Genomic DNA, 25,749 nt, shown 5'->3' on the forward strand with positions numbered 1-25,749 from the left:
GCGCTCTGCGCAGCGCTTATGTCGTTCTATACCCAAAGGAATCATTCTCATGGCACATCTCATTGAACAAATGGCCTACGTTGGCGACACCCCTTGGCACGGCCTTGGCTCAGCACTTTCGCCAAAACAGCCTTTAGAAATCTGGCAACGCGAAGCTGGCATGAACTGGCAGATTCAGGAAAGTCCGGTTCATTTTAAAGCGGATGCATCGGGCCACTTGGGCACCATTCACTCATTCCCGGAACAAAAGGTACTGTATCGCTCCGATACCAAAGGGCCGTTATCGGTAGTTTCTAATCGCTATCAGGTGGTACAGCCACGTCAGGTTTTGGAGTTCTACCGAGACCTGACCGAGTTCTCCGGTTACGAGCTGGAAACCGCTGGCGTGCTCAAGGGCGGCCGCAAGTTCTGGGCCCTCGCCAGAACAGGTCAGGCCACGGCGCTGAAGGGGAACGACCAAGTGAATGGTTATCTGCTGCTGGCCACCTCCTGCGACGGCACACTGGCGACCACCGCGACTCCCACGACCGTTCGCGTGGTCTGCAACAACACGCTGACTATCTCCCTGAATGGAGCCACCCGCGCCATCAAGGTTCCACACAACACGCGCTTTGATCCGCAAGCAGTAAAAAAGCAACTGGGCATCACCGTCTCGCAATGGGACGAATTCATGTACCGGATGCGCGCTCTCGCCGAACGCAGGGTTCAGTCGAAAGAAGCCATGGGCTTCTTTATGGAAGTCCTGTGCGATAGCAGCGCCCATAACCCCATTCCCAATGTGCTGCCAAACAAGCGAGCGATGGAGAAGGTACAAGGCCTGTACGAAGGTAGAGGACGAGGATCAGAGTTGGAATCTACTCGCGGTACAGCATGGGGGTTGCTGAACGCCGTGACGGAGTATGTGGATCACGAACGGCGCGCTCGCAGCTCGGAATACCGAATGGATTCAGCATGGTTCGGCCAAGGTGCGGTAATCAAACAAAAAGCGCTGGATGCCGCCCTGCAACTAGTGGCGTAAACCGAAGAACAACCCTCATGAAACTGCACAAGCTCAAGGCCAGTGACATTGCCGGCCAGTACCTCATCGAATCCCCCGTCAGCGAAAGCGACATTCTGCGCATGACTCAGCAGTTAGCCCGCCAGCACCTGGCCAAAGGTCGATTACTGACCTCGCACGGCCAAGTCATCAGCCACCTGCAAGTACTCCTGCAACATTATGAGCACGAAGTGTTTGCCTTGTTGTTGCTCGATAGCAAACACCGCGTGCTCGGCTTTCGTGAGTTGTTTCGCGGCACCCTGGATGAAACCAGCGTCCATCCACGGGAAGTGGTGAAGCTGATATTGAAGCACAACGCAGCGGCAGTGGTTCTGCACAACCATCCTTCTAGCGATCCAGAGCCCAGCCAGGCAGATCGTCAGCTGACAAAAGCGCTGAAAGAAACACTCTGCCTGGTTGGCACCCGAACGCTAGACCATATCGTGGTTGGTTTGGAAGGCTGTGTGTGATTCGCCGAGCGCGGCTTTATCTAAATACACCCATCCAGCCAATACCGTTCCTCCCCCACAGGTTAAATGCCCACGACAGGAAAGACGTCCATGACTGTGCTTCGATTTTTTCTCACGTTGTTTCTCTTCATATGCTTGCTCGCCGGTAGCAGCGTGCTGGTGGCTGCAGCCTGCCTGACGCTGCGCTTCCCGCCCCTGCTGTTCGCTGTTGTGCTGGGTTGCGTTCTTTTGGTCATCGTCCTGAAAATGCTTCGCCGTAGACATACCCAGACAGCCCCTTGATGCCCACGGCGCTTGCCCAGCGTAGCCTTCACTCTCCCGATCAGAGACGCCAAATGAATCCACACTGTTTGATTTGTGAGTCTTCAGCAATCCTGTCTCAGGACGACGCCAAAGCAGTTGTACAGCTCCTGGCGGTATTGAATGGCCTTGCCCGTGAGTGGCAAAAGTCCCAACCACCGGCCAGCGGCCTTAACGCCGAGGAACCGATGGTCGGGATACTGAAACAGGTGACCGGGGCAGTGGCGAGCGCCGCCTCGGCCCTGCGGGCCAGTGACGCGTTTATTCAGGATATGCATACCTACCAGTTCGGTGCATTTACTCACCTGTGTCTGCGCTGTGGCGCCCTCTTCGATGCCCTCGATTCGTGATCAGATTTTTAGGCGATTGACTAAACGCTCGACCAACTCGACCACCATCTGGCGATCCGCATGATCCAACGCCCTTAACAAATGGCTAATCCGACTGGCTTGGTCATCGACGAGCGGACTCACCTCACTGAGCAATTCAGCCGCTTCACAGCCAAAGATCTCGGCAAACTCCAACAACCTGGTGATATTGGGCATCACGACTCCCCGTTCGATACGGGAAACTGCCTCATTGCCCACGCCCAAGCGTTCCGCGACGGCCTCCTGGGTCAGCCCACAGCGTACCCGCTGTTTCGATATGGCGCGCCCTACGGTGTCCGCCAACTGCTTCTGATTAATTTCAGCCATACACCCTCCCATCTCAACCCAGATGGTTGGGCATCACCTCATTGACATGAAGAACACCGCGAGTTGAAAATCAACCTTCTAAGTTGATAATCGGCTTAGAACCCTGTACCACCATCATTCGATAAGGAATATCCCATTAATACGAAACCCCTCTTGTTGGCAGTGCTGAGCTGCCTCGCTATCAACACCGCCGCTGCCGGAACGAATACCTGGACCTCGGGTTGGGCCATGGGCACCAGCGAATATGCCGTCGATGACGGCAATGGCAACGAACTGGTGATTGCCTGCGCCTCCGATGACGACCGTTATGTTTCGGCCAGCGCCACGGTGAACGGTCAAGCCTATAGCTCGGAAGATGGACAAGGCTTTGACCTCATCGTCGATGGCAAAACTTTCAACAACCCCTTTTACACCGACTGCCGCGCATGCAGCAGCATCTTCACTCAGGAGTTCTGGGGTGCCTTGCGCAAAGCCAACCGCTTGCAGGTCAGAGCTCAAGGCAAGGTCTTCAACCTGCCGACGAAAAATCTAAAGACGGTATTGCCGACACTGAGCGACGAAACCAACAGCTGCAAGGCGGCCTGGTAGCTGAGCGGTCAATCACCACAAAAGGAGAACCATATGCCACAACAAGGTGAGAACCCACAGAGCGGGCTCAGCGAAGAAGACAGCGACGCAAGCAGCCTCAGCCCAGCCACTATTGGTTGGGGGGTGGCAGCGGTGGTGCTAGCGATACTCAGCGTGACTTACAACACGTCGTCGATGGCATTGGGCGCAGGCTGGTTCGCTAAATGCCTGGCCGTTCTGGTCGGTGCGTTCCTGGGCTGGTTGGGCGCCCTGGCCGGCGATGCCATCCGCAAATTTGCTCACCCGGACGCCGTGTACACCAGCGGGGGTATGTTGAGCCTGATATGGATCAAGTTGTTTTGGGCGCTCGGGCCGCAAGTGATTGGCTTGGGGATAGGTGTAGTCTTCGGTTGCGCCATGGTGCTGCGCTGATGCCCGGATCCAGCCTGGCTTTGATGTGCAGCGTGATCGCCGCGTTGAAACTGTTGACGGGGTGCTCGGATGAAAACTCGCGCGCCCGAGGAGAATTCCTTTCTGGTTGTGTGCAAAGCGGAGCGTCCAAAGCGATTTGTCAGTGTACCTTTCAGAAACTGGAGGCGAAGTACTCTCCAGCGCAGCTTCGCTCGAGTAGTAACCCTGACAAGCTGCTCCAGGACGTAATGATTGCAGCACGCACCTGACAGAAAGAGTGAACGTCAAATCTCACCATTAGTGACCCGAACGGATAGCTAACAAATAAGCCTGAAGAACCGGCCTCAAAAATGGGTCGTTTCTTCAGGCTTTAATTTTGAATTATGCCGATTAGTTAATCACCTCGGACTCTCTAGATATAAAAATAACTCCATTGAGTTAATGCAGTGTTGCACTCAGTGTTTGCGCCTAAACAGACTAGAGCTGACCGTTTGTAAATTTTTTATCATAAATTACCAAGCGCGTTGGCTCGCCTCACCTAAAATCATCGATAAAGGCTGAGATGCTTATGATTCCCTAATCCATGTCCAAGCCAAGCGGGCAGGCGGTAGATCTGAGCGATCACCGTAAGTCTCTCTTGGAGGCTCGTAAACGCGACATGAGCCTAGCTGATGTCTCAATCGATTTTGTGCTGATCGGTTTTGAGTAGAATGTTGAATTTAACGTGTATTCAGAAAGAACCGGATCAACTCTTGGCACCTCACTCAGGGAGCCGCGATGAAGCTTGAGGCCCTCCCGATGCCTGCGCCCCCCCCGCAACCATGGCTATGACAGCGCTGACTGCCTAAAAAATCCGATTTGGCCCACCCTAAAAGCTGTAAGAACAGTGATGGTGTGTTCCAATTTCGAATGATGATACCCGCGACATTGACCGTATGATCGCTCAACTAACGAGCGTCCGCGCTTCAAGACGATGAGAACCTTGAGCGCGTTGCTACACACTCTGGGCCAAAAGCTGTCAGTAAGCGTCTATAGCAGCAGTGGCGATTCATTTTGTGCAGGTCTTTTCATAATATCTTGACGCTCGGCAACCCGCCGACACACAACGTCATAAACAATTTCCGCGATTTTGTTTGCCAATAAAGGCGGTACCGCATTGCCCACTTGGTGGTACTGCTGGGTTCGATTCCCTTCGAAATAATAGTTATCTGGGAAGGTCTGAAGCCGCGCGGCCTCGCGAACGGTCAAGCTACGACATTGCGCAGGGTCGTAGTGAATAAAGTAGTGGCCATCCTTCGAGATATGGCTGGTGATAGTCGTTGCCGGGAGTTCTGCGAGCTGCACCCTGAAGCGGTCAATGAATTTACCGCTTTCCCAGTTCTTGTGAGCGGGAGCAAGGCCCGGTAGTGAAAATTGTTGATGGCCCTTTGGCGAATACTTGTTGTGCTCAGCGAAGGTGCTTGCAAAAGCGTATCGCCGCAGGTCGGACTGCATATGTCCGCGGGCATCGTGGCTCATCCAGTATTTGATATTGGAGTCTTGGTACCAGGCATCAAGGGTGGGTATACCCGTGTTGCCTAGACCTTGTTCCTTAGGCACTCGCTGACTACCAGAACTCTGAGGCGCATTGAAAAGTGCTTGACGAGTAGCTCGCAGAGGCGCAATCAGTTTGCCATTTTCCATTTCCGCGTGACGCAGTAAATCGTCTACTTCGTCGGCAACCGCCCGGTACCAATCTTCTTGGGAGTCCGAACGCCGCGACAGCTTGCTTCTAAGCTTGGGCAGGCCGCCGATGGCTTGTCTGACCGATACCGGATCGGCTGTTTTCAGGAGGTCATGAAATGGGGTATTACCGTACTCGTCGAGCGCTATTCCCAGAAGAATGACTCGATGGCGAGCTTGTGGAATCCCGTATTTTTCTGCTTCGATGATAAAAGACTTCGGGTTTACCCTGCCGATGCAATCAGCAGAGCTGATCGACTCCTCGGAAACCAGAGAACAGATCTTGTATTTCTGCCCGCCCTCTACATGATCCAATGCTTGGGTAGGGTCCACTAGGTCTCTGAGAATCTGCGCAAAGATCCCTTCACCCCCAACCTTGGAAGACAATATCCCTTTGACATTTTCCATGACAAAAACAGTAGGGCGATAATTCTTGATGATGCGCAGATAATCTTTATACAGAAAATGCCGATGATCATTCTCAGCGACATAACCCTGCTTGCCTTGATTTCTAGCCCGACCAACGATTGAATACGCTTGGCATGGAGGGCCGCCTATGAGGACCCATGGACGTCCATCTTTATTCAATCTGGCGTCGATGAGTTCATTTAGCTCAGAGTCGCCCTCCTCCGACCCTAGGGTGATCTGCCGTGCTTCCTCCTCGGCTCGGGTCCAGAAATCTCTCGTTTCAGGAGTGAAAGGCTCTGCGGCCTCACCATTGCAGTACCGGTAGTAGTCCTGAAGCCCTTTGGGATACTCGCGCTTGAGCAAGCGATAGAAGGCACGCAGTTTAAGTGTCTTCCTGGCTACAGGGTCCATTTCGGCGGAAACGATGATGTCGAATCGATTGCCATCACCTGAGGATGAAAAACCCTCACCCAGTCCGCCAGGGCCAGCGAAAAGGTCAACGATTTGGATAGCGTCCTCAACTGCAACAGCTGGCTCGGCGGTCGCCCTCGGCGGGAAAAGAGTGTTCTGGTATTGAGTCATGGGCTCATCAGTCAAGGAAACAGGAATGGCAACAGCGTAGTTAGCCGAGCAGCAATACTGTACCAGGATTGGCCCACCAGCGCAGCTTTAGCCGCGCTCACGACGATTGCCAACTAAAAGTTTCTCGGCGGAAATGACAATCTCAAATTATGGTCCATACGCAGCAAAATCGTTGTCCACCCCTCCGCGCCCAGCAAGAAAGCCAACGATTTATAGGCCTAGGGAGCGCTAGCGCAGTTGAAAGGTCATAACTTAAGCAAGAGCAGGCACATCTGGAGGGTGATCGGTGGACGTAGTCAGCAAAGAAGTCAGATCTCGCATGATGGCCAGCATCCGCGGCAGCAATACAATCCCAGAGATGAAGGTTCGAAAGCTGCTGCACAGTCATGGCTTCAGGTATCGATTGCACCCACGACAGCTTCCGGGTCGCCCCGACGTGGTGTTACCTCGGTACCGCCTCTGCTTATTCATTCATGGCTGCTTCTGGCACAGGCACCCCGGATGCCGGTACGCGACCAATCCCAAGTCTCGCGAAGATTTCTGGCGCGCAAAGTTCGAGCAGAACGTGAAGCGAGATATAAGAAACAGGAACGAACTGCTGCAACAGGGTTGGCGCGTCTTCGAACTCTGGGAGTGCGGAATCCGCAGACCGGAAGCAGAGATCCAATGGCTTCTGGAGGCCGTGCCGGATTGCGATCAACGTTATATTTCTTGGCCCGCTTTCCATACCGAGCCGTTCAGCTGACCGGGGCGCTCGGGCTACTGGGCCGGCAATTCCGAGCCTCCATCGAACCGTTACGCAACCTGAGTCAATCTCTGTAGCAGCTTGGACTTTAGACCAGAAAGATCAACGCTGTATTCGAACTGAACAACGCCTGCAGGTAACACCCCACCTATGAAACTTGCAGGCGTTATCCGGGGAAAACTGTCATCAACCGAATAGGACAGTGCCTCGAGCAGGTTGTATGCTTCTTTTCGTGCCGAACATCCTGCCTCCATGCCGAGACGCTGTAATGCTCCTTCCAGCACGGCGGCATCGATGCCGAGAGCAACGAGACGATCGCAAACGAGATCAATCGACAGACCTTCATCGACCGGCTCAAACCTGAAGTGAATCAGTTGTAGCGGCTTACCCGATGAGGCGGCCAGCTGGAACTGCCCGGAAATGTTGATCACGCTCCCGTAACGGCTGATCGTCGACTTGACTTCGTAGTCGGTCGTTGGAGTTCTAATGTCAACTACGCCGCCGAAAGGGCCGCTCCACTCATAGGAGACCCCTCCTATAAGCAGCGTCTCCAGAGCCAGCAGTTCAGCGAGCACGTCATAGCCATGCTTGTCGACCAGCGCATTCCCCAGCAGGTGCCGCCACCTTTCCCACCAAACCAGAGGATCAGCCAGCAACGCTTGCCGTACCGCGGCGCCGGACTCGACGCTGACCATATGCTCGCAGATAACCCCGAACTCGTTGCGGAGCCATTCAATGGACGACTCCAACCGCAGGAAGCGTCTCTGCTGTCCCGCGATCACCCGCTCCACTGTCCGGAGCCTGGCGCCGGCGAACACTTCCGAGATCTCCAGGGGGGCGGAGCACTCAACGGCAACGCCGAACCTGTCGCCTTCACGAAATACCCACGCAGGGCAGGCTGCCGGCATCGCCTTGATGGGCAACATCCGCCCGCTCTGGTCAAGGTTGGCAAAGCCTCCCTGAATCTCTTTCAACAAGTCAGTCATGGTCGCTATTAATACCAATAGGGGCGCATCCTACATCCGCAAACAGTGCATCGACGTAGCCGAACAAACCGCCTTCGCAGAAAACGGGTTCCTTGAGCACGATCTGCGCCGTATTGAGCTTCATGATTGCCCTGAACTGATCCTGGGAAGGTTTACGCAGCAATCGCATCCTGAAAATCAAGCGCGTCAGATCAATCCTGAAACCGCCCTTGCCTGGGCGCTCAACCAGTTGTACGACCGTATCGGTAGTCACGCTCTCCAACACCTTTCGAGTGTCTTCCTCGGTGCCCTGCCACGTTAGATGAACGGTCCACCACAACGCCCGTAACCAGATGCGGCTTCGGCCTTTCCAGTAACGCACGGGTGGTGCGCTGTCCCAACGATTTTTCACCAGATCAGGCAGTACACGCAGGGATAAATAGCGCCACCAGCCGTCATCAGCGGCGCTGCGAATGTCCATACCAGCCTCTCCCAAGACCTGGTACAGGGCAAGGCCAACTTTCATGTCATAGACGCCAGGGCCTGAGGCGTTGCTTCTGGCAATGGGGTCATACATCGACACAATGGCAAAGAGTTTGCGGCGTACCTCTTCCATTTCCGGACTGGAAGCTTCGTGGATAAATGAACCACTTTTGACCATCTCGTCAAAGTGGCGCTGCGACAGTTTGAGATTCAGTGTCGGGAAGCTCATACCGCGTTCTCCAGTGCCCGAATCCGGCGATCAAGCCAGCATTGGGTGGATATGAACAATTCCGGAAGCGAGGCTGTATTCAGATCACCCATTCGAATGAACGTATGCACTGCATCAGCAATACTCGCAATACCTTCATCGGTATCGAGCGTGTCCTGATATGTATCGAATTGTGCCCCCATGTCTGCTTTGACCTGCGCAATGACCAGGGCGAGCCATGCTGCGAACACCTGGCGCATTAACGGCGACTGCTCGATATTCAGCGCCCGACGGTCGCGCAACTGCTCAAAATGCGGGTGGGCATTGTTGAGTACCAGAGCGACATAGTCGCTTGAGAATGGCTCATCCTGCGGATCGCTCCAGCAAGTTTTTAATTCCCACAGTGGTCCGTCTGCGCCAAGGGACTCCTCCACCACAGGGAAAAGGGAGCCGTCACCGTCGATGATGATTTCGATCGGTTGTGCCAAAGGACCCAGTCGTGCACCTGGGTGATGCGCAAATCCGGGAACGAACTCTGCTTTAGATTGGCCTAGAAACGCCTGAACAGACAGAAAACCGCTCCCTCTGACGGTCCCGGGCTCCAGTTCGATGTTGAGCATCACACCGCTGCCTGCTTCTTCGTGACGCAGGCCATGAACGGGCCCAAGCATTCTCCAGCAGGAGTCTGCCGATGCCCATTCCAGTGCCAGCAACACTTCAGCGTCGCTGTTCGCCACACCCTCAGGACCGAAGATGGCTTCCAGAAGCGGAGCACGCTCGATCAAGGATTGAACCATCAAGGGATGTTCGGCCGGATTCCAGTCACTGTCCTTGCCCAAAGCGTATTGATCGCCACTCACCTCCGTCGCCCCCGGATCAAGGCCATCATGTGACCGGAAAACAAAGAGCACTTCCGAATCGCTTGCGCCGCCGAGTGGCGCATTCAGCATTCGATATAGCGGCAACCGAGTACTCATTGCGCGGCTCCATTGGAATCCGAAATCCGCACACCGACCACCGGCCGCAACAACTTGCCACCAGGTTCATTTATCCTGACGTGAAGCTCCCCCTCCAGCACCAGCCCCGGTTGAACAAACGCAGTATCGACCGTGAGCCTGACACAGGTTCCGTCGCCCATTTCCGTGCACTTTACAGAGGGGATCGCACTGCTGATTAGGGGTGATTCCAATCGAAACGGAAACGTGCCGAGCCCGTTCACAATCCATGCCTCTAAGGGGATCGGCCCGGATTCGGAGTCCACGGAAACGGTGATTTCTCTGGGTATGTCTGGCTGCACCAGCCCCCACCTCAAGCACCATTTCATGACGATGGCGGATGCCGCATACTTGACTTCGGTTATCTCCAGTTCAGGCGAAGCCACCGCCCCTTTTCTGGAACCTTGGCCGATGGACGGAGGCGGCACCGCTTTGCCAAACCTCCCATCCCCGCCGAATCCACGACTGGGCAGCACGAGTTCGGCCAATTTGCGTGACATACGCATCGAAGGTTTGACGGTTACGCTGGGCTGGGACGGTACGCCGAAATCCTTCAGGATTCGGCCACACTGGCCACGAATCTTTTCAACCACTCGCCCTCCGTTCACGTCCACCCACGAGGCATGGTCCGCACGCTCGCAGCTTCTTAGATAACCTTCAAGATTCTGTATGTTCGAGCGTAACCCTCGGGCTGCGGATGGCAGGAGCTCCTGTGCCGAATCTGGAACAAAAAGCGCCACCACGTATCTGCCGTCTGCAAAACCGGAGAACCCACCTGCCCAGCCTCGCGAATCGATACTGTCTTCCCAACAGATGTTCATTCCAGGCGAACGCATGAATGTTACTATCGGTCGATGGGGAGCGCCGCTGCCTGCCTTGGAGAAGATGCAGGTTTCCGGGCTGGGGGCGTTGTCTGGCGCCTCCATCTGCAATTGACGTGAGGTCAACGCCACGCCAAGCAGCCAGCCCGCGTGACCGGAGGCCACGAACTCACCTCGCAACTGGATAGCTTTGCAAAGCACCTCATCGCTCTTGATACCTCTGGCCGTCAAATAATCTGCCTCTTCAGGCACCTCTCCTATTGCGCGGTCATACAAGCACTGACTGGCCCGGAATATCGGTAACATATCCCCGCTGGCTATCTCCATGCCGTTAACCGAAGCACTCAGGTATCTACCACTGGCGAAGTAGGGGTTATCCAGGCGCGCACTGAACCAGCGCTGGATCGCAACATTTACGTAATCTTCGTAACTACTGTGCCACCACGGTGCCGGCCCGTCCTCATGGTCGAAGACGGGCAGCAGGTTTTCTTTGAGCAATGGGATGATGATTGCCGTGCCGGTTGTTTTACCGCTGAACGGCTGAGTACCCAATGCCTTCAGGATATTGTGGATGTGCTCCGGCGCCGTGATTGCTTGCAGTCGATCATTCTCCCCCCACCAAGCAATGCCGGTTTGCGTGGTGACCTGCAAGCGGTCGACACGGTTTTCATCTTCGACCAGCGAAGCCACCAGCCGCTCTTCATATCCTTCGGAGGTCTCGATCCGGCTGTAGTATATGACGAGGCCTGCCCCCATGCGGAAATAACAGGTCTTGCCCAATCCCCACGAACCGCCCGCACTATCATCAGTGCGAGTCCGGCCGATTTCGAACACGAGCTTCAGGAAATTGCCATGTTGACCATTGGCTAACACGCTGTCGAAGGTCATCGGCCCGGTCAGCCCCTCGGTACCTGAGTCGCGGATCTCAAGCAGTTTCGGCGTACGTGGATAGCGTTTTCCGAGCATCTGCAGGTTCAGCCCTTCACTGAAAATGGAGGCGATGGCCTCCAGAGAATGCTCGCGGATATGGAAATCCACTGACACCGGCAGTTCCTGATTATCTTTGCGCCCTGCGTCGAGCGCGTTCTGAACGGATTCGCGTACCAGCAAGTCCAACAATGGCGTTTCTTCATTCTGCAGCGCGCGAAGCAGGAACGCACCGGACTCCTGCATGGGCTGCAGTGGGAGGCTGTAATACTTCATGGATCAGATCGCGCCTACCGTTTCTTCAAGATTATTTTCCGATGGCGCGAAGGTCTCCGGAATATTGACTGTCACGTGAGTGACATAGCTTTTCTGCTTGCCTTGCGAACCCGGCAGATAAAGGCTGATACCTACGATGTGCGCTTTGGCATTGAGCGATTGCCTCTCTCGGCGCGGCGCAGGGGCGACCTTTGTAGAAGGTTCATAAGGGCTGTCTTTGTCGATGAGATAGATCAGCAGTTGAGGTACTGTTCCGACACCACCTTTGTCGCGCTCCTCTGCCACTTGGAAATTACTAGACCCCGGCTTCCGAAGACCAACCTCTTGAAGCGCATAGGCATCCGCCAGCAAGTCCTTCGGATCTCGCAGCGTACCAATGGACACACCATCATCCGAACGCTTATCGGCGAAGCGGCTACGGTTGATCCGGCCAATAGTTTCGCCGGAAATCTCCCAGCTATTTTCCGGTTTCGGTGTGTTGCCCGCCACTACGACATTCCACTCCGTATAGCCAGCGTCTCTATTGTGCTCACCGAGCCATGTCAAAAAAGCTGGCATGTCGGAGAAGAACTGATTACCGGGATGAAACGAGAGGTTCGCAAGATATCTGACTACCTGACCGACGTCGACATTACGCCAGACAAGGCTATTGGCCCCCTTCAATTCGGTTTTTTTGAGGTTGGTACCTGCCGAGCTCAGAAATTTCTCTGTACACAACAAATTGTTATTGAGCACCGCAGCAGCATCATCGCCGTCATGAAAAACGGTTGTTTGCCGATTGATTCCCGAAAAGTCGAATTTCGCCTTGATCGCGCGCTGCATCCTGTTCGCACCTGTCGGGCGAAGCCATGCGAGCCGAGCATGGACACGGACCCGAGGCCCGAACTCTTCAGGCTTGGCACCGGCATGCATGAAGCGCTGTAGATCGTCACGAAGTTCCTCTTCCGCGACGGTCATGAACTCGTACTTTTCTCTCGTATCATCGGACATCCACACGCGAGGCAACAGTTCATAGCCTCTGCGGTAACCAAACCAGCGCCCCATCTGCATCAGGGAATCTGCCTGCGCCGAGCCACGCAGGAAGAATGTGCTGACGAGGTTTTCAATCGTCAGCCCGCGAGAAAGAGTGCCACCGCCGATAACGATAAACGCTGTGCAGTAATTCAGAGCGTGCTCAGCGTCAGGGTAGAATAGCCGCCTGACCTCGTTCTCATCAGTCACACCGTTATTGGCACAGTTATCAACACAGATATGGATGCCTTGGTGGTATGTCCGTTGCAAATCCGCATCCAGCTGGATAGCTGTCACCGCATCCAGCAGTGTCCGCACTTCTGCAAAAAAATAGTCAAACGCCGGGAGTTCACGAAGCTCGGAGAGCCGGCCGTAGTCAGGGAAACGGTCGGCAAACTGCGCACCATCGAGTTGTGACGAAACGTTGTCCCACACGGGCCTGAACGTAGCGGCCAACTGATCATCAGCGTACTTCGACCACGCCTGGAGCGCTGCCTGCACGGCTTTGCTCATGTACTCATGATCAAGCTGCCTTGCACTTGTATGGATCAACATGCTCACAGGCTTTGCAGCGCCGGACAATCGCATCACGGCTACACAGCACAGGTACCAGATCAGGCTTTCTTGCAGCGCGTGAGGCAGTGTCAAGTCTTCCCCTCGGTGAAGGATACTCACCTGTTCCACGTCTTTTGTAGAGACTTCACGAACGATTCCAAGCGGCTCTTTATCATGTTCGGCGTAACCGAAAATCTGCACGGGCCCGAAATGTTCGTCCGCCTGTGGCAGCGCTGCAATGAAATCCGAAGGGTAAAGGGTCTCTCCTGGTCCTTCATTGAGAAAGTTGGCGGAGGGTGTGGCGGTGAACGCAACGTAGTTCACACATTGCAGAGGCAAACTGATCAATTGAAGGATGAGTTTGTTGATGGCCGTTCGCTCAGCCTTCGAAACGTCATTTGAATTGATGCCCGCTTGATCCGCCTCGTCATCAATCACCACGAGCCGCATCTGCGACATCCCCAGCGGGTGCGCTTTGATCCACGCAATGAGATGCTTCAACCGAGCCGGGTTCTTCAGGCAAACAACAAGGTGGCGGTCTCTTCGGCCAGCGTCGAACTGCATGTCCTGCGCACGGGCACCATAAGGACTGTTCTTCGATGGATGCTCGATCGCCTTCCAACTGACGTTACCGTCATGCTGGAACAGATCGCCGACCAGACGCTTATTGGTTTGTACCCGCAGGTTCTCGAGGGTGCCGGTGAGCACGACGAACAGGTTCCATCTATAGTCGGCTGCCATGGAAATCAGGCCCGCCATGTTGGCTGTCTTGCCGGATTGTACATGTCCGACCACCAGCCCTTTTACAGGCATGCGATCTTGGGTGGTCTGCCGCAGATGCCGAAGGACGCGCACCGCAGACTTTTGAATATTATCGACCGAGGCTTGCTTCCAGCCCTGCGCGATCAAGTGTTTTCTGTAGAGCTGCCATGCACTTCGCGCGTCTTGCGGCACTGCCATGCCAGGCTCGGCTTCTTCCGCCCCAACAACAATCAAGGGTCTCGCCGCGGCGACGGATTGCTGCTCGGCCTGTTCCTTGTGCCGAACGATCTTCTTCCAACATTCAAGGCGCTCTTGCGGGCTATTGCCCAGCGAAGGCCAGTCATCCATTTGCTCCTGCAACAGGAACCAGTCGTTGGCCTTCTCAAGTGACTGTTCCGTCCGGCCGAGTCTGGCGATATCTTCCCAACTCCAGCTTTTCAGGCGCCGTCCATCAATGAACGCACGGCATTTATCGTACGCTGGGTTGATACTGTAATCAGCCATTAGCATCCCTACTGTATTCGGAAGACAACTCGAAGCAGGAACATCCCTACATTCAAGTCAAAGCCAAGGATAGTGGCACAGAGCCGGTCACCTTACAAAACCCGGCTGCTAGGGAAACTCTGAAAAACACTTCCAAATTTGGTGAAATACCCGTCTCGTCCACACTGAACGGTTGAGCCCGATGAAACAGATGTCCTTCGCCGATGCTGAGTATGCCGGTAAACGCAAACAGACCCAGCGCGAGCGCTTCCTGATCGAGATGGATCAAGTCGTGCCCTGGAAGGGCCTGATTGCCTTGATCGAACCGTATTATCCAAAAGGTGAAGGCGGCCGTCCGGCGTACCCGCTGATGGCGATGTTGCAGGTTCACCTGATGCAGAACTGGTTCGGCTACAGCGACCCGGCGATGGAAGAAGCGCTCTACGAAACGACGATCTTGCGCCAGTTTTCAGGGCTTCACCTGGACCGGATTCCCGATGAAACGACGATTCTCAACTTCCGTCGACTGCTGGAAAAACATGAGTTGGCCAGTGGGATCTTGCAGGTCATCAACGGTTATCTGGGTGATCGTGGCCTGATGCTGCGCCAAGGCACGGTAGTCGATGCCACGATTATTCACGCGCCGAGTTCGACCAAGAACCAAGAGGGCAAACGCGACCCTGAGATGCATCAGACGAAGAAAGGAAACCAGTATTTCTTCGGGATGAAAGCGCACATCGGCGTCGATGCCCACTCCGCCCTGGTCCATAGCCTGGTGGGCACGGCGGCCAATGTGGCCGATGTCACGCAGGTCGATCAGTTGCTGCAGGGTGAGGAAACGTACGTCTGTGGCGACTCGGGTTACACCGGTGTGCAGAAGCGTCCTGAGCACTAGGGACGCCAGATGTACTGGTCGATCGCCGCCCGGCCCAGCACGTATAAGAAGCACGGCAAGAAGAGCCTGATTCAGCTCGGCATCACTCGTAGCGGCAGGTTGCAAGACCAGAAACTTAGTCGCCACGGCGTTCGATCTTCAAGGGAATTCGGCGGGTCGGCCCATTACGTAGAGACCCGCTACACCGTACTTTATGACATCTGCACGCAGAACGCTCTAATCATCCTGCGGAATTGCCTTACATAGGTGCCATTGCCAACTGGGGTAAGTGAAGCGAACGGCAAGTCGCAGGGGGAAACAGCAATCAGGTTCTGATCAGAACCGAATACAATGGCAGGCCAATTCAAGCCGTTTGCGAATTGAGATGGACTCAGTATTCCAAAAGGTATTCCAAGCCTCGCAAAAAAAACTAAAAATATATACAAATCAATAATTTACTGAATCGGTTCAGATTACCCCGGCCACCAAATACGAAGCAAAACAAAACCCGCCAAGTGCGGGTTTTGTTGCATCTGGGATTCGACAATCCATGCCCCACCGCCCCCCTGTGGGAGCGGGCTTGCCCGCGAAGAGGCCAGCCCTACCAATACAAAATACCCAGCGGCCGCCGAAGCCGCCGCCGCGACCTCCCTCGGAGACGCCCATGCGCCAAGCCCTCCTTATCATCGACGTCCAGCCCAGTTTCGCCCCACCTCAATGGCTCATCGAAGGTATCCAGACACTATAGGCACGCTGCCCAGCGTCGCCACGGTCGAGCGCCACGACGAATCCAAAACTCCGTTCCAGAAACAACTCGGCTGGCATACCGCACCCGACGATGACAGCCTGATTCAGGCCGACCGCCTCTTCATCAAGCACGGCTACGCGCCTTCACTGGAAACCATCGAGTATTTGAAAAGCCTGAAGGTGGATCGCGTGCTCGTCTGCGTTCTTCAGACCGAGACCTGCTGCCTGGCGGCGGGGTTTGCATTGTTTGATGCGGGGTTGCAGCCGACGTTGATTACGGACTTGACGATGGGGTCATCGCTGGATCGGACGGGAGAGTTGGGTGTCAGGCTTTGGAAGCATCATTTCAAGCACACGCTCAAATCGAGTGAGCTGTAATCAACGTATTAGTCGGCGATTCAACACAACAGGACCTATGCTGCGGGTTTGCCTGCAACCGCTTGAGCAACCACTCACTCAGGAAGATCAACATGAACGTATGGATCGCAGCCGTCCTGGCCGCCATGGTTTCTGTGCCTGTACACGCCGCCACCGAGATCGCTCCTCGTGTCGAGCAGGTCACCTTCAAAAAGGGCTCCGACACCGCCAGGTTCGCCCGATCCATCAAAGGCCCGCTCACCGCGCAGTACCGCCTAAACGCGAAGGCCGGCCAAATGATGACCGTGGACTTCAAGTCTTCCAACGCCTCTGCCTACTTCAACATCACCGCGAAAGGTGCGGACTATGCGTTGTTTAACGGATCGATCATGGGCAATCACTTTCTGGGACCATTGCCCGCCGATGGCGAATATACGGTTCAGGTATACCTGATGCGCAGCGCTTCTCGGCGCAATGAAGTGGCCAACTACAACCTTTCGTTAAGCCTGAGCTCGGGTGATGCAACGGATAGCAACCAGCCGTTCGACCAGACACTTGAATTGCAGGGCATTGGCTTTCACGTGACGAGCGTGTCGGTCGATGGAAGTCGTGCTCTACGCATTGCACCCCAAGGTCTGGAAATCGATAACACAGAGATCGTACGCCCGCTCACCGGCACCATCGTCCGAGCAGAGGTCGCCGACCTTGATCGCAATGGCTCTCCAGAGATTTACGTATTCATCAGGTCACCGGGGCGCGGGATGCCGGGCGAGCTCATTGCTTACGCTGCCAATCGCAAGAAGTCACTTAGCGAGATTTATCTACCACCTGTCAGCGAGAACCCAAAAATAGCGGTGGGCTACCAGGGCGAGGATGAGTTTGCCATGGTGGAAAATGCGTTGGTGCAGCGGTTCCCGGTTTATGACAGCACGGATGCCGACGCGGGCAGGACGGGGAAAATTCGGCAGGTTCAGTACACGTTGATGCCTGGTGAGGCCGGGTGGGTTTTGAGGGCTTTGGGGACGACTGAGTATTGAAGGATGCTCGTTAGTGAGTTGCTCCCGTTCGCCCCCACGGTCAAAGCCAAAACACTTCGGATGAAGACCCGAAGCCCTTCTACACTCACCTCTCACACGTCTAAAACACTCACCATACGAGCCCACATGACCTCCCTCAAAGACCGCTTGAAGCAAGGCAAGGATGCTCGCAAGAACTGCTCCCGCAGTTCGCAGGCGGCCATGGGGAAAGTAAATCGCGACCCGCTGCCGCTGATCAAAACGTCCAGTGAAGGCCGGATCACGTCGCTGGTCGAGTTGCGCTACGGCCGCATGCTGGTCTCGCCGTTCACCTTCTATCGCGGCAACGCGCTGCTGCAAGCCCACGACTTGGCCGAAACAGCCAACATGGGCCTGGTATCGCCCATCTGCGGCGACAGTCACCTGATGAACTTCGGAGGCTTTGCAACGCCGGAACGCAATCTGCTGTTCAGCGTCAACGATTTCGACGAAGCCCATCCCGGGCCTTGGGAATGGGACTTGAAACGTCTGGTGGCGAGTTTCGTAGTGGCCGCCCGCGACCTGCGCCATGGCGACACGGTCCAGGAAACAGTCTGCCGCCAGGTGGTCGGCGCCTACCAACAGACCATGCTCGAGTGCGCCGAACAAAGCGCCATGGAAACCTGGTACGAGTCCATCACTTATAACGATCTGCGGCAACAGGCAAGCAAAGCGACCCTGGAGCATGTGGAGCGCGCCATCGAAAAAGCCGAACGTCGCACCCATGCTGAACTGCTGCCGAAGATCAGTGAACGTGACGCACATGGCCGACTGATCATTCGCGATGACCTGCCGGAAATTTTCCACTTACACAACAACACCACGCTGCTGGATGCCGATGACGACTGGCTGCGCCTGTCGGACTGGCGGCCGCTTTACGACACGTTCATGCGCGACTATCCCGACACCCTGCAAGCCGACCGTCGCGAGCTGTTGTCGCGTTTTCATGCCCACGACATGGCGTTCAAAGTGGTCGGTGTGGGCAGCGTCGGGACTCGTTGCCTGGTGGCCCTGCTGACCGACGATCAGGAGTTCCCGCTGTTCCTGCAGTTCAAGGAGGCACGTCGTTCGGTGCTTGCCGATTATGTGAAGACTAAATTGCGGGTGCGGCATAACGGTCAGCGCGTGGTCGATGGCCAACGGTTGATGCAATCGGCCAGTGACCTGTTCCTCGGCTGGACCACCGGCCCCAGTGGTCGACACTTCTACGTGCGCCAGTTGCGCGATATGAAAGTCTCGGCTGAACTCGAGACTTTCGATGCGGACACCTTCGCCGCCTACGGACGCATTTGTGGCCGCGCCTTGGCCCGTGCCCATGCCAAATCATCCGGGAACGCTGCACACATCAGTGGCTACATCGGCAAGAGCGATGCGCTGGCCGACGCGCTGTTCAAGTATGCGCAAAGCTACACCGCGCAGAATGAGCGCGACTTCGAACGATTCCAGCAGGCCTGCCGCAAGGGCCGTTTGCGGGCGCGCTCGGAGGTGGACTTTGCGGCGGATCATTTGCCGTAGGCGTGTCTCAGGGCGTGAAGCGGCGAACTCATCGACATGAATTTTTCTTCACCCCATGACCTTTCACCAACGGGTACATTGCGCTCGCTCATTCAAGAAACTACGGTTTGCCCGCCCTCCCGCGGGCTTTTTTTTGCCTGCTGTTTTGTTTGCCCATGCACTAAAGAGTCCGTTTTTCGGGCCCTGCTGCAATCCCCTGACGCAAACCACTCCCGACACCGCCATAGGGTGTACCATCAAGCACTGTCCATCAGATATCAGTTAGCCATGTCCACGCTAAGCGATGAGAGCCGCCAGATCGTAGCTTCTCTGGCGCACCGCGTTGGCCCCAACGCTGACATTGCAACAGTCGCGCAAGCGATCGCATCAATATTGCAGGATATGGACGCAGCCCTCACGCCCATCATTGGCCAGCAAGGGGTTGTCGCGCTTTATCGCCGCAGCCTTCATCTGTGCGCCTCCAGCCATCCGCGTTTGGCCGGCACCTATGACAGTGTGCAGGCGGCCTCCCTGGATCTGACGGCCCTCAAGTCCGTACTCGTTGAGCAAAGCGATGCCGATGCGCTGTTTTTCGGTGAAGTGTTGCTGACCACGTTTTACGAGCTGCTGACCATGCTGATCGGGCCCTCGCTCACCGCACGTTTGCTTCGTGGCGTGTGGGAACCTTCTTTGAGCGACACCCCTTCGCAGGAAATTTCGCCATGAGCACCAAAGTGACTATCAACCGCCTGGCCACCGGCGTGCCAGGACTGGACGAGGTGCTGGGCGGAGGATTGCCGGAGTTTTCGTTCAACCTGATCGCAGGTCCGCCTGGCTGTGGCAAAACCACCCTGGCGCATCAGATGATGTTCGCCCTGGCGACGCCCGAGCGCCCGGCGCTGTTTTTTACGGTGCTGGGCGAGCCGCCGCTGAAGATGCTGCGTTACCAGCAGCAATTCGACTTTTTCGACAGCGAAGCGATCAACCAGTCGATCCGCTACGTCAACCTGGCTGACGACACCCTGGCCGGGAATCTGGACGAAGTGCTGCGACGTATCGTCAGCGAGGTGGAGGCTCACTCCCCGTCACTGGTATTCGTCGACTCGTTCCGTTCGGTGGTCCTGGCGAGCCAGACCCAGGACAACCCCAACAACAACCTGCCGCAGTTCGTTCAGCAACTGGGCATGTTGATGACCACCTGGCAGGCCACGACCTTCCTGATTGGCGAATACTTCACCGAAACCGACACCAACCCGATCTTCACCGTGGCCGATGGCTTGATCTGGCTGCGCCAGAGCGTTCAGCGCAATTCCATGGTGCGCAAGATGGAAATCATGAAGATGCGCGGCCAGCCGACGCTGCCAGGGCTGCACACCTTCCGTATCGCGACGTCGGGGATCAAGGTCTTTGCGCCTGCGGCCCTAAAACCGGTTGAAGCACCGCTGGAGTTCCCCATCAAGCGCCTGAAAATGGGCGTGCCACAGCTCGACGAGATGCTGGGCGGTGGCCTGCCCCGTGGTTATTCCTTGCTGGTGGCCGGGCCATCAGGCTCGGGCAAAAGCATTCTGGCGTCCACCTTCCTGGCCGAAGGCGCGCGTAATGGCGAAACCGGTGTGATCGCGGTGTTTGAACAACGGCCTAATCACTCCCAGAACGCCACCCTAACGGGCCTGATCCAGAGCGGACAGGTCGGTCTGGTGGACAGCCGGGCCCCGGACCTGTCCATCGACGAGATCGTGCAATTGCTGCTCAGCGAGATCAGCCGGCTGAAAGCCACCCGTGTGGTGATCGATTCATTGTCGGGTTTCGAACTGGCGCTGGCGCCGACCTTCCGCGAAGACTTTCGCGAGTCGCTGTCGCGCATGGTCACTGCGTTGACGAGCGCCGGGGTCAGCGTGTTGATGACCTCAGAGCTGGAAGACCGCTACACCGACCTGCGTTTCAGCCCTTACGGCACGGCATTTCTCACCGACGCCATCATCGTTCAGCGCTACATTGAAGTGCAGAGCCGTTTGCTGCGCATCATGGCCGTGGTCAAGGTGCGGGCCAGCGCTCACTCCGATGAGTTACGCCAGTACCACATCGACAATAACGGTTTACAGATCGGCGAGATGTTGCCAGACCAGGAAGGCTTACTCGGCGGCCGACCTACCCGGCAGCGTTTGGGCAAAGACGACGGATGAGCAAAAACCATGAGTGAGGCCAATGGCAAGAACGAGCAAGCGATGGCCACTGCCGCTCGCGAACTGTTCCTGCTCGGCCAGAAAACTGTTGAGGCACGGGCAGTGCTGGCGGCGCTGCAAAAAGAGCTGAGCGACGCCAACACCCGGCTGGTCGATAGCCAGCAGGTCGAGCAACTGATCGAGGCCAATCAGCAATTGGTGCTGGCGATTTTGCTGGCGCAGTCCGATGCAGAAACACCAAAACGCACGCACGAAGAACAACGACTGTTCCTGGAGATGCGTGAAGCCAACGCGCAATTGGTGATCGCGGCCCTCAGCGCGCAAGACCTGCAAGCCACGGCCGAACACACGCTGGAACAACAACGCAACATCCTCACCCTGGTGGCCCACGAACTGCGCAACCCGCTGACGCCCATCAGCATGATCGCCGGACGTCTGGTGCGCGTGCCCAGTGAGGAACTGCCGCGCATGCAGGCGTTGATCGAAAGCCAGGTGCAGCACATGTCGCGGCTGGTGGACGATTTGCTCGACGTCTCCCGCGCCAGCACCGGCAAGCTGCGCCTCGATTGCGAAATCGTGGATATGGTGCAGATCATCCATCAGGCCATCGACGTTTGTAGCCCGGTGATGACGGCTCACCATTTGCACTTCACCGCTGAACTGCCCGAGTGCGCGTTGGCGGTGAATGGTGACCCGGTGCGCCTCACGCAGATTCTCGGCAACCTGCTGGGCAACGCGGCCAAATACACACCGGCGCACGGCAATGTCACGCTGTCGGTGACCGCTGAAGCCGACGTGCTGCAGATGAGCATTTGCGATGACGGCATCGGTATTTCCGCCAAAGCGCTGCCCTTTATCTTCGAGCCCTTTGTCCAGGACGTTCACGCGGTCGGTTTCAATGGCGAGGGCCTCGGCATTGGCCTGACGGTGGTGCGCGAGCTGGTAGAAGCCCATGGCGGCACCGTGATCGGCATGAGTGACGGTGACAGCAAAGGCAGCACCTTCATCGTGACATTGCCGCTGGCGATTTGAGTTTTCCCGCTGGCCACGCAATGCTTGCGCGACGATCCCCGTGAACCGGAGCGCCCTATGCCGCTGTTGTCCCTGCCCTGTAAACGCTTGACGCTAGTGGTGCTCGCCCCTGAACAGGCGGCGCTGGAAAGCGACTTCTACCGGCGCAACCAGAGGCATCTCGCCCGGTGGTCACCGATTCGTCCCGCCGATTACCACAGCCCTGAACGCATCCGCCCGCGCCTTGAGGTGCAAGCCAGTGCTTTCCAGGCCGGTCTGGCGGTGCATTTCGCGCTCCTGGATCCGGACAACGGCCAGATGATCGGCGCCTGCAACTTCAGCGGCATCACTCGCGGGGCGTTTCAGGCCTGCTATCTCGGTTACCACATCGACGAATCTCATCAGGGCCGCGGCTTGATGCAGGAAGCACTGGAAGCGGGAATCGGCTACATGTTCGATGAGCAGAAGCTGCACCGGATCATGGCCAATTACATCCCTGGCAATGAACGCAGTGCGCGGCTGCTGCAGCGCCTGGGATTTGAACGTGAGGGCTATGCCAAGGCCTACCTGAGTATCGCCGGGCGCTGGCAGGATCATGTGCTGACAGCGTTGATCAACCCGGCGCCGAATGCCGGGTACCGCTAAGCGCTCATCGTGTTATTGCACGACCACCTTTTGCGCAACGTCGGGCAACAGGCAGCCTTTGGCCATCCACTGACAATCCCGGTCCCAACGATAACCGGTTTCCAGGTTGCCTCGATCGTCATAGTAGGTCAGCCGCAATTGGCTGGGATTCAAATCAAGTTTGGCAAAACCGGCATGTGCGGTGGCAAACGAGGTGTCCTGCGATCCGGCGCCAACGGCGTAGAGTTTCTGGCCCCCGGCCCCGGAAACCACCCAGGCTGGCTCGGCCGCGCGTAGCAGCAGTTGCTGATTGTGGTCGTGCCCGGCCAGGAACATGTCGACCTTGTTGCGTTCCAGTGCGGGCAACAACAGGTTGACCAGTTCACCGTCTTCACCATGCTGGCCATGATTGCGGACCGGGTGATGGGCCGCCGCGATGCGCCATACAGGTGCCGGTCCCGGTTGCTGGAAGGCCTGGTCAAGCATGTCGATCTGACGCTGAAAGGATTCCCGTGGCGCCGAGGTGTCGAGGAACACCATTCGCACCAACGGTCGACCATCGACGCTGCCGAAATCCTTGACGTAGAAGTTGCTCGACATCTGCCAGCGACCCGAGCCCTTGCGCTGCCGGCCATATTCGAGTTCGACCTTTTGCGACTTGGGGTAATCGTGATTGCCCAGCACGGCGTAGAACGGCACATGACTCAGCCACTGGCCCCAATAGACGCGCTCGAATTTCATTTGCCAGCCGAGGTCGTGGGTACTGGTCAGCGGTTTGCCATAGAAGTTGTCGCCCAACAACACGACCATGTCCAGCCGCCCGTCTCTGGCCGCGACTCGCTCCATGGCCTGCCCCACTCGCCACTGTTGCAGATCGCCGCTGCCCTGGTCGCCCAAGGCAATCATCGACACGGCGGAAGGATCCAGACCGCTCAACGGAACAAACGGCGCCGGCGGTGTAAACATCCAGTACCCGACCATCGCTGCGCCAATCAGTAGGATGACCGCGATGATGCTTAACCTGCGAACAGCTTTTCCGGGGACAAAACGTTTTGCAGCGGGTGATGAAATTGGGGGGCGTTTCAATCAAGGACTCACTTGGCATGGCCAGCCAGGCATTAAGGGAAAGCAAGGGTTGCTATTAATAGATCACACCAGTTGTTCACACTTTGTTAAGAATTCGCCCCGTATACCGTTTTTTAGCCCGTTGTTTTTCAGTAGGAGTGAGCCTGCTCGCGAAGGCAATCTCCTGACTTCCCCCCACAAGACGGACAACAAAAAACCCGCCACTCTCTTCAGGGTTGGCGGGTTTTGTCGTTCAAGTCTTTTGAATCAGCTAGCCGTCTGAGGTTGTGCAACGCTTTCAGGCCGCTCATGCGCTTGCAGCACCGGTTGCTCCAGCCGCGCTCGCCCATAGAACGCCAGCGCTGTCAGCAAACACGCCAGCCATACGAAGATCCCGGCCCAGAAGGTGTGGGACATGTAGTGCCAGCCTTGCACAACCCGCGTCGTGCCGTAGACAAAACCGAGCAGCAGCGAGCCGTACATGATCGCTTTGGAATAGCGCCAGCGGTAGCGGCGCGCCACAAAGTACAGCGCGAGCATGGTGAAACCACCCGAGGCGTGCCCGCCCGGCCAGCAGCGACCCTTGCCGGCAACTTTCAGCAGATCGAAATTCTGATACCACTCCTTATGCTCGATTTTCCCCGCGTACTGGGTCGTTTCGATCGGGCAGTACACGCTGGTGTGGCCCTTGAGGTAGTGGATCACACCGGTGCAGATGGAGAACGCGAACACCACGTAGAGGAAGTCCCGACGGTGCTTGCTGGCGAACCGAAGCACCGGCGCGACTTTGATTTTTTCCAGGAATGCGATGATTTTCGAATGCTTTTCGGCCTTCAAACGCGGCCAGAGAAACGACAGCAAGGCGCCGACGATCGCTAACTCTCCGGTCCAGTTCGGGATGATCCGCGCCCATTTATGGGTGATCTTTTCGAACAGTTGGATATGATCCAGCGGAAACGTCTGCGTGACCGGGTCATAAAAAAGATCATTGAAAGCAATATCGATTTTGGTCAGGTCGAACAGCAGGAAAACCACGACCGCACAGGCCAGCGGAATGCCGAAGTTCACCCAGTAAAAGCGGTAGCGGGAAGAAGTCAACATCGTGTTTCCTGATCCAGAAAGTGAATTCATTCGGCGGTCACCGAGTGCCAATCCGAGGCTTCGATGACACCGAGCATCCGGGGCGCCTGAGGCGTTTCGGCCGAGATAAACAAAGAAGCACCGTAGCCAAGGGTAGCGCTCGGCAATTTGAGGTCTTTCTCAAGTTGTGACATGCATTCGCTGTGGGTCACCAGAATCAGGTTTCGCCCGGCCACCTTGTGCGCCAGAGCGTCGCGCAGCATGGTGCCCTTGCAATTGATCAACCATTCTTCACCGACACTGACCTTGTTGAACATGTAGCCAGCGGTCTGCGCTGTACGGAGGACGGGGCTGTTGTAGATGTCGGCCTTGTTCAGCCCCAGTTGTCCGAACTGCGCACCGACACCCACCGCGACACTGCGAGAGCGTTCGGTAATGCCATCGTTACCGTTCAGACAGGCGGCGCTGGAGTGATCGCAGCGTTCAACGTGACGCACCAGCACGATCACGTTGCCCTTGGCCCAATCGGCCTTCAACGCCCGGGCGCCGGCCACATTACCGTGGGCCAGGTCCGGTACAGCGGCAGGATGCAACAGCCAGACCGTCAGCGCAATCACCAACAGCGCCGAGGTGAGCACGACAGCCGCATTGCGATAGCGGGCCAAACGGCTCAGATCAATCGAGCGTTTTACCCCGAATAGACTCAGTCTCAATACCACATCAAACCGCCTCGCCGGCACGCATCACTTTCATTCGGTGCGGCGAGAGTAAAGAGGCTGGCGTCGGCAGTCGGTGAAACGTATGTGAAAAAAAGCTTAAGACCTGCACAAAAGCCTT

Annotated in this window: 23 protein-coding genes and 2 pseudogenes; 15 read left to right on the forward strand and 10 right to left on the reverse strand. The window is 56.3% G+C overall.

From position 1 onward, the window contains the following. Window positions 1-49: 49 nt before the first annotated feature. The 4 genes from CUN63_RS08540 (at window position 50) to CUN63_RS08555 (ending at window position 2,156) form a co-directional block, all read left to right on the forward strand. Entirely contained in the window at window positions 50-1,018 is a 969-nt protein-coding gene (locus CUN63_RS08540) for a DUF932 domain-containing protein (RefSeq protein ID WP_129438646.1), read from the forward strand. Window positions 1,019-1,035: 17 nt separating this feature from the next. Continuing rightward, window positions 1,036-1,506 carry a JAB domain-containing protein gene (locus tag CUN63_RS08545; protein WP_129438648.1) on the forward strand — a complete coding sequence of 157 codons (471 nt, stop codon included), beginning with the start codon at window positions 1,036-1,038 and terminating at the stop codon, window positions 1,504-1,506. Window positions 1,507-1,596: 90 nt separating this feature from the next. Further along, complete coding sequence (locus CUN63_RS08550; RefSeq protein ID WP_129438650.1) at window positions 1,597-1,788, forward strand: hypothetical protein; 192 nt, start codon at window positions 1,597-1,599, stop codon at window positions 1,786-1,788. Window positions 1,789-1,841: 53 nt separating this feature from the next. Next, window positions 1,842-2,156 (forward strand): hypothetical protein, encoded by a 315-nt coding sequence (locus CUN63_RS08555; RefSeq protein WP_129438652.1) that lies wholly within the window; start codon window positions 1,842-1,844, stop codon window positions 2,154-2,156. On the opposite strand, the gene CUN63_RS08560 is transcribed toward CUN63_RS08555, so the two are convergent. After that, on the reverse strand, window positions 2,157-2,501 hold the full coding sequence (locus CUN63_RS08560; protein ID WP_129438654.1) for a helix-turn-helix domain-containing protein: 345 nt from the start codon (window positions 2,499-2,501) through the stop codon (window positions 2,157-2,159). It abuts the gene before it with no gap. 162 nt (window positions 2,502-2,663) lie between these two features. Between CUN63_RS08560 and CUN63_RS08565 the strand changes: the two genes are divergently transcribed. Both CUN63_RS08565 and CUN63_RS08570 read left to right on the forward strand, forming a co-directional pair. Beyond that, window positions 2,664-3,089 (forward strand): hypothetical protein, encoded by a 426-nt coding sequence (locus CUN63_RS08565; protein WP_306108959.1) that lies wholly within the window; start codon window positions 2,664-2,666, stop codon window positions 3,087-3,089. Window positions 3,090-3,122: 33 nt separating this feature from the next. After that, complete coding sequence (locus CUN63_RS08570) at window positions 3,123-3,500, forward strand: hypothetical protein (RefSeq protein WP_218570146.1); 378 nt, start codon at window positions 3,123-3,125, stop codon at window positions 3,498-3,500. Between the two features lie 1,008 nt (window positions 3,501-4,508). Here CUN63_RS08570 and CUN63_RS08575 read toward each other — a convergent pair. Beyond that, window positions 4,509-6,191, reverse strand: a complete 1,683-nt coding sequence (locus CUN63_RS08575; protein WP_129438656.1) for a DNA cytosine methyltransferase — start codon at window positions 6,189-6,191, stop codon at window positions 4,509-4,511. A 322-nt stretch (window positions 6,192-6,513) separates the two neighbouring features. Here CUN63_RS08575 and CUN63_RS08580 point away from each other — a divergent pair, with 322 nt between their 5' ends. After that, window positions 6,514-6,936: a very short patch repair endonuclease gene (locus CUN63_RS08580; RefSeq protein WP_371928229.1), complete on the forward strand. Its 423-nt coding sequence runs from the start codon at window positions 6,514-6,516 to the stop codon at window positions 6,934-6,936. A gap of 50 nt (window positions 6,937-6,986) precedes the next feature. Here CUN63_RS08580 and CUN63_RS08585 read toward each other — a convergent pair whose 3' ends face one another. From CUN63_RS08585 to CUN63_RS08605, 5 genes are read right to left on the reverse strand one after another with little or no spacing between them, the layout of a single operon-like run. Next, window positions 6,987-7,922, reverse strand: coding sequence for a PD-(D/E)XK motif protein (locus CUN63_RS08585; RefSeq protein WP_129438660.1), 936 nt, complete (start codon window positions 7,920-7,922; stop codon window positions 6,987-6,989). Next, window positions 7,915-8,613, reverse strand: coding sequence for a hypothetical protein (locus tag CUN63_RS08590; RefSeq protein WP_129438662.1), 699 nt, complete (start codon window positions 8,611-8,613; stop codon window positions 7,915-7,917). Before CUN63_RS08590 ends, CUN63_RS08585 begins: the two co-directional genes overlap by 8 nt. Beyond that, window positions 8,610-9,569, reverse strand: coding sequence for a hypothetical protein (locus CUN63_RS08595; protein ID WP_129438665.1), 960 nt, complete (start codon window positions 9,567-9,569; stop codon window positions 8,610-8,612). Before CUN63_RS08595 ends, CUN63_RS08590 begins: the two co-directional genes overlap by 4 nt. Then, complete coding sequence (locus CUN63_RS08600; RefSeq protein ID WP_129438667.1) at window positions 9,566-11,611, reverse strand: hypothetical protein; 2,046 nt, start codon at window positions 11,609-11,611, stop codon at window positions 9,566-9,568. The genes CUN63_RS08595 and CUN63_RS08600 overlap by 4 nt, the downstream gene beginning before the upstream one ends. Window positions 11,612-11,614: 3 nt before the next feature. Further along, window positions 11,615-14,443 carry a Z1 domain-containing protein gene (locus CUN63_RS08605; protein ID WP_165353240.1) on the reverse strand — a complete coding sequence of 943 codons (2,829 nt, stop codon included), beginning with the start codon at window positions 14,441-14,443 and terminating at the stop codon, window positions 11,615-11,617. Window positions 14,444-14,624: 181 nt separating this feature from the next. Between CUN63_RS08605 and CUN63_RS08610 the strand changes: the two are divergent. The 8 genes and pseudogenes from CUN63_RS08610 to rimJ all read left to right on the forward strand — a co-directional run. Beyond that, a pseudogene (locus tag CUN63_RS08610) lies at window positions 14,625-15,384 on the forward strand (IS5 family transposase); the annotation flags it as partial. A gap of 576 nt (window positions 15,385-15,960) precedes the next feature. After that, window positions 15,961-16,421: pseudogene (locus tag CUN63_RS08615) on the forward strand (cysteine hydrolase family protein). Window positions 16,422-16,513: 92 nt separating this feature from the next. After that, window positions 16,514-17,437 (forward strand): hypothetical protein, encoded by a 924-nt coding sequence (locus CUN63_RS08620; RefSeq protein ID WP_129438671.1) that lies wholly within the window; start codon window positions 16,514-16,516, stop codon window positions 17,435-17,437. A 126-nt stretch (window positions 17,438-17,563) separates the two neighbouring features. Continuing rightward, window positions 17,564-18,970: a DUF2252 domain-containing protein gene (locus tag CUN63_RS08625; protein ID WP_129438673.1), complete on the forward strand. Its 1,407-nt coding sequence runs from the start codon at window positions 17,564-17,566 to the stop codon at window positions 18,968-18,970. 36 nt (window positions 18,971-19,006) lie between these two features. After that, on the forward strand, window positions 19,007-19,675 hold the full coding sequence (locus tag CUN63_RS32095; protein ID WP_256657683.1) for a hypothetical protein: 669 nt from the start codon (window positions 19,007-19,009) through the stop codon (window positions 19,673-19,675). Further along, a complete protein-coding gene (locus CUN63_RS08635) occupies window positions 19,672-21,132 on the forward strand; it encodes an ATPase domain-containing protein (protein WP_129438675.1) in 1,461 nt (486 codons plus the stop codon). The genes CUN63_RS32095 and CUN63_RS08635 overlap by 4 nt, the downstream gene beginning before the upstream one ends. 9 nt (window positions 21,133-21,141) lie before the next feature. Beyond that, complete coding sequence (locus tag CUN63_RS08640; protein ID WP_129438678.1) at window positions 21,142-22,164, forward strand: sensor histidine kinase KdpD; 1,023 nt, start codon at window positions 21,142-21,144, stop codon at window positions 22,162-22,164. A 57-nt stretch (window positions 22,165-22,221) separates the two neighbouring features. Then, entirely contained in the window at window positions 22,222-22,788 is a 567-nt protein-coding gene (gene rimJ / locus CUN63_RS08645) for a ribosomal protein S5-alanine N-acetyltransferase (protein WP_129438680.1), read from the forward strand. A gap of 12 nt (window positions 22,789-22,800) precedes the next feature. On the opposite strand, the gene CUN63_RS08650 is transcribed toward rimJ, so the two are convergent. The 3 genes from CUN63_RS08650 to CUN63_RS08660 form a co-directional block, all read right to left on the reverse strand. After that, the gene (locus CUN63_RS08650; protein WP_256657684.1) at window positions 22,801-23,733 is read right to left on the reverse strand and encodes a metallophosphoesterase; all 933 of its coding nucleotides are present in this window, start codon (window positions 23,731-23,733) and stop codon (window positions 22,801-22,803) included. Between the two features lie 366 nt (window positions 23,734-24,099). Beyond that, window positions 24,100-24,933: a phosphatase PAP2 family protein gene (locus CUN63_RS08655; protein ID WP_129438684.1), complete on the reverse strand. Its 834-nt coding sequence runs from the start codon at window positions 24,931-24,933 to the stop codon at window positions 24,100-24,102. A gap of 26 nt (window positions 24,934-24,959) precedes the next feature. Continuing rightward, window positions 24,960-25,631: a histidine phosphatase family protein gene (locus CUN63_RS08660; RefSeq protein ID WP_129438686.1), complete on the reverse strand. Its 672-nt coding sequence runs from the start codon at window positions 25,629-25,631 to the stop codon at window positions 24,960-24,962. Between the last annotated feature and the right edge of the window lie 118 nt (window positions 25,632-25,749).

Origin of the sequence: Pseudomonas sp. ACM7, assembly GCF_004136015.1 — a bacterium.
In the GTDB taxonomy this organism is placed as follows: domain Bacteria; phylum Pseudomonadota; class Gammaproteobacteria; order Pseudomonadales; family Pseudomonadaceae; genus Aquipseudomonas; species Aquipseudomonas frigoris.

What these genes read in the sequence shown, in the direction of transcription:
- CUN63_RS08580 (WP_371928229.1), top strand. Translation starts at nt 6,514, where the DNA reads ATGGCCAGCATCCGCGGCAGCAATACAATCCCAGAGATGAAGGTTCGA.
- CUN63_RS08625 (WP_129438673.1), top strand. Translation starts at nt 17,564, where the DNA reads ATGACCTCCCTCAAAGACCGCTTGAAGCAAGGCAAGGATGCTCGCAAG.
- CUN63_RS08595 (WP_129438665.1), bottom strand. Translation starts at nt 9,569, where the DNA reads ATGAGTACTCGGTTGCCGCTATATCGAATGCTGAATGCGCCACTCGGC.
- CUN63_RS08585 (WP_129438660.1), bottom strand. Translation starts at nt 7,922, where the DNA reads ATGACTGACTTGTTGAAAGAGATTCAGGGAGGCTTTGCCAACCTTGAC.
- CUN63_RS08640 (WP_129438678.1), top strand. Translation starts at nt 21,142, where the DNA reads ATGAGTGAGGCCAATGGCAAGAACGAGCAAGCGATGGCCACTGCCGCT.
- CUN63_RS32095 (WP_256657683.1), top strand. Translation starts at nt 19,007, where the DNA reads ATGAATTTTTCTTCACCCCATGACCTTTCACCAACGGGTACATTGCGC.
- CUN63_RS08545 (WP_129438648.1), top strand. Translation starts at nt 1,036, where the DNA reads ATGAAACTGCACAAGCTCAAGGCCAGTGACATTGCCGGCCAGTACCTC.
- CUN63_RS08550 (WP_129438650.1), top strand. Translation starts at nt 1,597, where the DNA reads ATGACTGTGCTTCGATTTTTTCTCACGTTGTTTCTCTTCATATGCTTG.
- CUN63_RS08540 (WP_129438646.1), top strand. Translation starts at nt 50, where the DNA reads ATGGCACATCTCATTGAACAAATGGCCTACGTTGGCGACACCCCTTGG.
- CUN63_RS08575 (WP_129438656.1), bottom strand. Translation starts at nt 6,191, where the DNA reads ATGACTCAATACCAGAACACTCTTTTCCCGCCGAGGGCGACCGCCGAG.
- CUN63_RS08605 (WP_165353240.1), bottom strand. Translation starts at nt 14,443, where the DNA reads ATGGCTGATTACAGTATCAACCCAGCGTACGATAAATGCCGTGCGTTC.
- CUN63_RS08655 (WP_129438684.1), bottom strand. Translation starts at nt 24,933, where the DNA reads ATGTTGACTTCTTCCCGCTACCGCTTTTACTGGGTGAACTTCGGCATT.
- CUN63_RS08570 (WP_218570146.1), top strand. Translation starts at nt 3,123, where the DNA reads ATGCCACAACAAGGTGAGAACCCACAGAGCGGGCTCAGCGAAGAAGAC.
- rimJ (WP_129438680.1), top strand. Translation starts at nt 22,222, where the DNA reads ATGCCGCTGTTGTCCCTGCCCTGTAAACGCTTGACGCTAGTGGTGCTC.
- CUN63_RS08590 (WP_129438662.1), bottom strand. Translation starts at nt 8,613, where the DNA reads ATGAGCTTCCCGACACTGAATCTCAAACTGTCGCAGCGCCACTTTGAC.
- CUN63_RS08650 (WP_256657684.1), bottom strand. Translation starts at nt 23,733, where the DNA reads ATGTTTACACCGCCGGCGCCGTTTGTTCCGTTGAGCGGTCTGGATCCT.
- CUN63_RS08555 (WP_129438652.1), top strand. Translation starts at nt 1,842, where the DNA reads ATGAATCCACACTGTTTGATTTGTGAGTCTTCAGCAATCCTGTCTCAG.
- CUN63_RS08560 (WP_129438654.1), bottom strand. Translation starts at nt 2,501, where the DNA reads ATGGCTGAAATTAATCAGAAGCAGTTGGCGGACACCGTAGGGCGCGCC.
- CUN63_RS08620 (WP_129438671.1), top strand. Translation starts at nt 16,514, where the DNA reads ATGAACGTATGGATCGCAGCCGTCCTGGCCGCCATGGTTTCTGTGCCT.
- CUN63_RS08600 (WP_129438667.1), bottom strand. Translation starts at nt 11,611, where the DNA reads ATGAAGTATTACAGCCTCCCACTGCAGCCCATGCAGGAGTCCGGTGCG.
- CUN63_RS08635 (WP_129438675.1), top strand. Translation starts at nt 19,672, where the DNA reads ATGAGCACCAAAGTGACTATCAACCGCCTGGCCACCGGCGTGCCAGGA.